This window comes from Modestobacter sp. SYSU DS0904 (assembly GCF_054051115.1).
This window is the reverse complement of the sequence record NZ_JBJHAQ010000016.1, coordinates 91,104-97,103: the sequence shown is the minus strand read 5'-3', so window position 1 is coordinate 97,103 and position 6,000 is coordinate 91,104. Positions and strand designations below refer to the sequence as shown.

Genomic DNA, 6,000 nt, shown 5'->3' with positions numbered 1-6,000 from the left:
CGGGCCGGCCCCGAGGGCCGGCCCGGCAGCGCCGGTGGAACGGAAGCTCAGGCGGCGGCCTTGGTCTCCCAGAAGATCTTGTCGATCTCGGCGATGTAGTCGAGCAGCTTCTGGCCCTCGGCGGGGTCCATGCTGCCCTTGCCGCCGGCGGCGCCGGCCTGCTTGGTGGCCTTGTTGAACAGCTCGTGCAGCTGCGGGTACTTCTCGAAGTGCGGGGGCTTGAAGTAGTCGGTCCACAGCACCCACAGGTGGTGCTTGACCAGGTCGGCCCGCTGCTCCTTGATCATGATGGCCCGGGTGCGGAAGACCGGGTCGTCGTTGCCCTGGTACTTCTCCTGGATGCCCTTGACGCTCTCGGCCTCGATGCGGGCCTGGGCGGGGTCGTAGACGCCGCAGGGGAGGTCGCAGTGCGCGGTGGCCTCGACGGCGGAGAACATGCGGAACAGACGCATGGGTGTGCCTCCGGGTTCGTGGGGATGGATCGTCTGGGACCCTACCCGCGGTGATCAGCACGAACACGTCCAGCGGCCGCGGTCCCGAGGAGCTCCCCGGGCTGCCCACCCCGTGGGTCCTGGCCCGGGTCGGCGGGCCGTCGATGTCCCCGACGGTGCGGTCCGCCGACCGGCTCCTGGTGCGCCGGCTGCGCGGGCCCGGCGCCGTCCGCCCCGGTGACGTCGTCCTCGCCCGGTTCCCCTCCCGGCCGGAGCTGCTGGTGGTCAAGCGCGCCCGCCGGCCGCTGGCGGGGGGCCGCTGGTGGGTGGAGGGCGACAACCCGTTCGTCGCCGACGACAGCCGGGCGTTCGGGCCGGCGCTCGTCGTGGGCCGCGTGGTGGTCCGGCTGTGGCCCCGCCCCGGGCGTCTCCCGCCGGCCCCGCCGCCGGGCTGACCGCCGCTGGGGTGCGCCGGGCTCAGCCCAGCCGGTCCAGCAGCGGGTCGACCAGGTCGCGGGCCCCGGTGTTCAGGTAGAGGAACACCAGCGTCGCCGCGCCGAACAGCGGGGCCAGCACCGCCTTCTCCAGCGTCGTGCCGGTGCGCAGGTGCACCGGGTTGAGCCGGGCGCGGCGCAGCAGCCAGAACACCGGGACCGGGACGCCCTCCTTGGTGAGTGCGTCACCGGAGATGTGCGTGAGCACCCCGACGGCGACCGCCCACGGCAGCCATGCCGGGCTCGGGCTGTGCGCGAGCAGCAGCCACGCCCCACCCCAGGAGATCACCAGGTTGCCGAGGACGGTGTTCTCCGCACGGCCGGGGATGACGAAGTGCAGTGCCCGCAGCGCCAGGCCGATGGCCAGGGCGAGCAGCAGCAGGCTCGACCAGCGCTGCCAGGCGGCCACGGAGGCGAGCAGGCCGAAGACCAGCGGCGCCAGCACGGCGTCGTGGGTGCCCCACCGGTGCCCGCGGGCGATGGTGTTGACCAGGCCGGACGGGACGTCGGTGACCGGCCCCCACATCCGGGAGATGGTGGACCCGCGCTGGTCGAGGTCGGGCAGCATCGCGAACCCACCCGCGGCGGCCACCCAGGCCACCTGGGCGACCGTGCCCTCGACCGGGGCCCAGGGCAGCGTCGCGGCGCCGGCGGCCAGGCCGGAGAGCGCGTGAGAGTGACCGAGCACGCACGGAGCGTGCCGTCCGCCGGTGCCGGTCCGGGGGAGGCGCGCGGGTGGCGGCCGCCCGCAGGTGACCGCTCAGCCGCTCAGGCCGCCCCCGGCTCCGGGGGAGGAGCGGGGGCGGCCGTCACTCGTCGTCCGTGTCGTCGGTGCCGCCGCGGGCCAGCCAGGTCGCCAGCCGCTCGACCGGCACCTCGAAGTCGGGGTGCTGGTCGACGAAGGCCTGCAGCTGGTCGGCCAGCCAGGCGAGGCTGACCTCCTCCTCGCCCCGCCGGCCGGCCAGCTCCTCGATGCCGCGATCGGTGAAGTACACGTCGTGCTCCCGCGGGTCGGTCGGCGAAGGCGGGTCAGTCGGCGAAGGCCTGGGCGACCAGCTGACGCTGCTCGACCTCGTGCACCTTCGCCGAACCGACCGCCGGGCTCGCCGAGGCCTTGCGGGAGACCCGGCGCAGGGTCCGGTCCCCGTCCAGGTGCTCGGGCAGGTTGCAGGCCATGAACTGCCAGGCGCCCATGTTCGCCGGCTCCTCCTGCACCCAGACGACGTCGGTCGCGCCCGGGTACAGCGCCAGCGCCTCGCTGATCTCCTCGGCCGGCAGCGGGTAGAGCTGCTCGACCCGGAGGACGGCGGTGTCGGTGCGGCCCTCGGACTCCCGCTGGGACAGCAGCTCGTAGCTCACCTTGCCGCTGCACAGCAGCACCCGGCGCACCCCGGCGGCGTCCAGCGGCGCGCCGCCCACCCCCGGGTCGGGCAGGACCGGGCGGAACCGCTGCTCGGTGAAGTCCTCGACCGAGCTGACCGCGGCCTTGGCGCGCAGCAGCGACTTCGGGGTGAACACCACCAGCGGGCGGTGCACCTCCGACAGTGCCTGGCGGCGCAGCAGGTGGAAGTAGTTCGCCGGCGTCGAGCAGTTGGCGACCGTCATGTTGTTCTCGGCCGACAGCTGCAGGAAGCGCTCGATCCGCCCGCTGGAGTGGTCCGGGCCCTGGCCCTCCAGGCCGTGCGGCAGCAGCAGGACGACGCCGGAGCGCTGCCCCCACTTGGCCTCGCCGGAGCTGATGAACTCGTCGATGACCATCTGCGCGCCGTCGACGAAGTCGCCGAACTGGGCCTCCCAGAGCACCAGCGCCTTCTGGTTGGCCACCGAGTAGCCGTACTCGAAGCCGAGCGCGGCGTACTCGCTCAGCAGGGAGTCGTAGACGAAGAACTTCGCCTGGTCCTCGGTCAGGTGCGACAGCGGGGTGTGCTCGGCGGCGGTCTCCCGGTCGATGAGCACCGAGTGCCGCTGCACGAAGGTGCCGCGGCGGGAGTCCTGACCGGCCAGCCGCACCGGGACGCCCTGCATCAGCAGCGACCCGAAGGCCAGCAGCTCGCCCATCGCCCAGTCGACGCCGCCCTCGCTGGCCATCGCCGCCCGGCGCTCCAGCATCCGCTGCAGCTTGGGGTGCACGGTGAAGTCCGTCGGCAGCGAGACGTGCGCGTCGCCGATGGTCTTGAGCACCTCGCGGGTGATCGCGGTGTCCACCGTCATCTCCTGCGGCGACCGCGGGTCCATGACCGGCTCGGGCGTCGAGGAGTCGCGGGCGTCGTGGGTCTCGGCGAAGGCCCGCTCCAGCTGGTCGCGGTAGTCCTTCAGCGCCTCCTCGGCCTCGGCGAGGGTGATGTCGCCGCGGCCGACGAGGGCCTCGGTGTAGAGCTTCCGGACCGAGCGCTTGCGGTCGATGATGTCGTACATCAGCGGCTGGGTCATCGAGGGGTCGTCGCCCTCGTTGTGGCCGCGGCGGCGGTAGCAGACCAGGTCGATGACGACGTCCTTGTTGAACGCCTGCCGGTAGTCGACCGCGAGCCGGGCCACCCGCACGCACGCCTCGGGGTCGTCGCCGTTCACGTGGAAGACCGGGGCACCGATCATCCGGGCGACGTCGGTCGAGTAGAGCGTCGAGCGGGACTGGGCCGGGCTGGTGGTGAAACCGACCTGGTTGTTGATGACCACGTGCAGCGTGCCGCCGGTGCGGTAGCCGCGCAGCTGGGACAGGTTCAGCGTCTCCTGCACCACGCCCTGCCCGGCGAAGGCCGCGTCGCCGTGCAGCAGCAGGGGGAGCACGGTGAAGCCGCCCTCGCCCTTGTCGATCATGTCCTGCTTGGCCCGCACGATCCCCTCGAGGACCGGGTTGACCGTCTCCAGGTGGCTGGGGTTGCTGGCCAGCGAGACGGCGAGCTGGCGACCGTCGTGCTCGAAGCTGCCCTCGGCGCCCAGGTGGTACTTCACGTCACCGGAGCCCTGCACGGTGCCCGGGTCGATGTTGCCCTCGAACTCCCCGAAGATCTTCGAGTAGCTCTTGCCCAGCACGTTGGCCAGCACGTTCAGCCGGCCGCGGTGCGCCATGCCGATCGCGACCTCCTCGAGGCCGTGCTCGGTGGAGGAGGTGAGCACCTCGTCCAGCAGCGGGATGACCGACTCGCCGCCCTCGAGGCTGAAGCGCTTCTGCCCGACGTACTTGGTCTGCAGGAAGGTCTCGAACGCCTCCGCGGCGTTCAGCCGGCCGAGCACCCGCTTCTGCTTGTCCCGGGTGGGCTGGTCGTGCTTGACCTCGATGCGCTCCTGGAGCCAGCGGCGCTCCTCGGGGTCGGTGATGTGCATGTACTCGATGCCCACGGTGCGGCAGTACGACTGGCGCAGCACGCCGAGGATGTCGCGCAGCAGCATGGTCCGCTCGCCGGCGAAGCCGCCGACCGGGAACTGGCGGTCCAGGTCCCACAGCGTCAGCCCGTGCTGGACGATGTCCAGGTCGGGGTGGGTGCGGACCTTGAACTCCAGCGGGTCGGTGTCGGCCATCAGGTGGCCGTTGCGCCGGTAGGCCTCGATGACCTCGATGACCCGGGCGGCCTTGTCGATCTGGCCCTCGTGGCTGACCCGCATGTCCGGCACCCAGCGGACCGGCTCGTAGGGCACCCGCAGCGAGCGGAAGACGTCGTCGTAGAACCCGTCCTCGCCGAGCAGGAGCTGGTGCATCCGGCGCAGGAAGTCGCCGGACTCGGCGCCCTGGATGACCCGGTGGTCGTAGGTCGAGGTGAGCGTGATGATCTTCGAGACGGCCATCTCGGCGAGCGCCTCGGGGCTCATCCCCTGGAACTCGGCCGGGTAGTCCATCGCCCCGACGCCGACGATCGTGCCCTGCCCGGTGGTCAGCCGCGGCACCGAGTGGTTGGTGCCGATCGTGCCCGGGTTGGTCAGGCTGACCGTGGTGCCGGAGAAGTCGTCCATCGTCAGCTTGTTCGCCCGGGCCCGCCGGATGATGTCCTCGTAGGCGCCCCAGAACGCCGCGAAGTCCATCGTCTCGGCGGCCTTGATCGAGGCGACGACGAGGGAACGGGAGCCGTCGGGCTTGGGCAGGTCGATGGCCAGCCCGAAGTTGACGTGCTCGGGGCGCACCAGCACCGGCTTGCCGTCGACCTCGGCGAAGGCGCTGTTCATGTTCGGGAAGGCGTCGAGCGCCCGGACCAGCGCGTAGCCGATCAGGTGGGTGAAGGAGACCTTCCCGCCGCGGGCGCGGGCCAGGTGGTTGTTGATGACGATCCGGTTGTCGACCAGGAGCTTGGCCGGGACCGCACGCACGCTGGTGGCCGTCGGGACGGTCAGCGAGGCGTTCATGTTCTTGACCACGCTCGCCGCGGCGCCGCGCAGCGGGGTGCGCGTCGGGCCCTCACCGGACTCGGCGGCCGGCTTCGCGGCCCCGGCCTTGGCCGCCGGCTTGGCCGGTGCGGCGGGCTGCTGCTGCGAGGCTCGCTCGGCGGCGCGGTTGACCACGGTTCCCTCCGAGCGGGGGTCGGCGATGGGTGCCCGGGAGACGGGCTCCTCGGTGCTGGGTGCAGGGGTGCTGGGTGCGGGCGTGCTGGACCGGTCCGCCGGGCTTGCGTCGGCGGACGGGGCGTCCTCGGCCGCCGGCGCGGCGGCGGGGGCCTTGGGCGTGCTTGCCGGCGCCGGGCGGGTGACCTCGCGCTCGGGCGCGGGGGAGGCGTAGCTGGTCGCGGTGGGGGCACCGCCGGGCTCCGGCGTCGAGGGCTGTTCCGGGGCCGGCGCCTCGGCGGGCGCACGGTCCTGCCCGTCGGTGACCGGGCTGCCCGGCCGGTAGTCGGCGAAGAAGTCGTGCCACGCCTGGTCCACGCTGCGTGGATCGGCGAGGTACTGCTGGTACATCTCCTCGACCAGCCACTCGTTGGTACCGAAGCCCGCCACCGGGTTGCTGCTGGCGGCGGACGGCTGGGATGAGCTCACGCTTGACACGGGGAGGAGTGCCTTCTTCGTCGGTGGACGTCGTTGGACCGGTGTCCGACTCTACGCCCGCCGGTTGTGCTGCGGATCGTCCGACGTGAGGTGCCGCACGTGTCCCGGCT

5 protein-coding genes are annotated in these 6,000 nt (G+C 72.4%); 1 reads left to right on the top strand and 4 read right to left on the bottom strand.

Annotation, left to right across the window (positions count from 1 at the left end):
* Positions 1-47 precede the first annotated feature (47 nt).
* A complete protein-coding gene (gene sodN / locus ACI79U_RS12460; RefSeq protein WP_457067118.1) occupies positions 48-452 on the bottom strand; it encodes a superoxide dismutase, Ni in 405 nt (134 codons plus the stop codon).
* 50 nt (positions 453-502) lie between these two features.
* Between sodN and ACI79U_RS12455 the strand changes: the two genes are divergently transcribed.
* Positions 503-886: a S26 family signal peptidase gene (locus ACI79U_RS12455; RefSeq protein WP_457067115.1), complete on the top strand. Its 384-nt coding sequence runs from the start codon at positions 503-505 to the stop codon at positions 884-886.
* Positions 887-908: 22 nt separating this feature from the next.
* Here the strand turns inward: ACI79U_RS12455 and ACI79U_RS12450 are convergent, their stop codons facing one another.
* The 3 genes from ACI79U_RS12450 to ACI79U_RS12440 all read right to left on the bottom strand — a co-directional run bounded on the left by ACI79U_RS12450 (position 909) and on the right by ACI79U_RS12440 (position 5,881).
* Positions 909-1,613 (bottom strand): metal-dependent hydrolase, encoded by a 705-nt coding sequence (locus tag ACI79U_RS12450; RefSeq protein ID WP_457067113.1) that lies wholly within the window; start codon positions 1,611-1,613, stop codon positions 909-911.
* A gap of 121 nt (positions 1,614-1,734) precedes the next feature.
* Positions 1,735-1,920, bottom strand: coding sequence for a DUF6104 family protein (locus ACI79U_RS12445; RefSeq protein ID WP_457067111.1), 186 nt, complete (start codon positions 1,918-1,920; stop codon positions 1,735-1,737).
* A gap of 34 nt (positions 1,921-1,954) precedes the next feature.
* Positions 1,955-5,881, bottom strand: coding sequence for a multifunctional oxoglutarate decarboxylase/oxoglutarate dehydrogenase thiamine pyrophosphate-binding subunit/dihydrolipoyllysine-residue succinyltransferase subunit (locus ACI79U_RS12440; RefSeq protein WP_457067109.1), 3,927 nt, complete (start codon positions 5,879-5,881; stop codon positions 1,955-1,957).
* Between the last annotated feature and the right edge of the window lie 119 nt (positions 5,882-6,000).

Coding starts and splice junctions, on each gene's coding strand:
- sodN (WP_457067118.1), bottom strand. CDS start 452: ATGCGTCTGTTCCGCATGTTCTCCGCCGTCGAGGCCACCGCGCACTGC.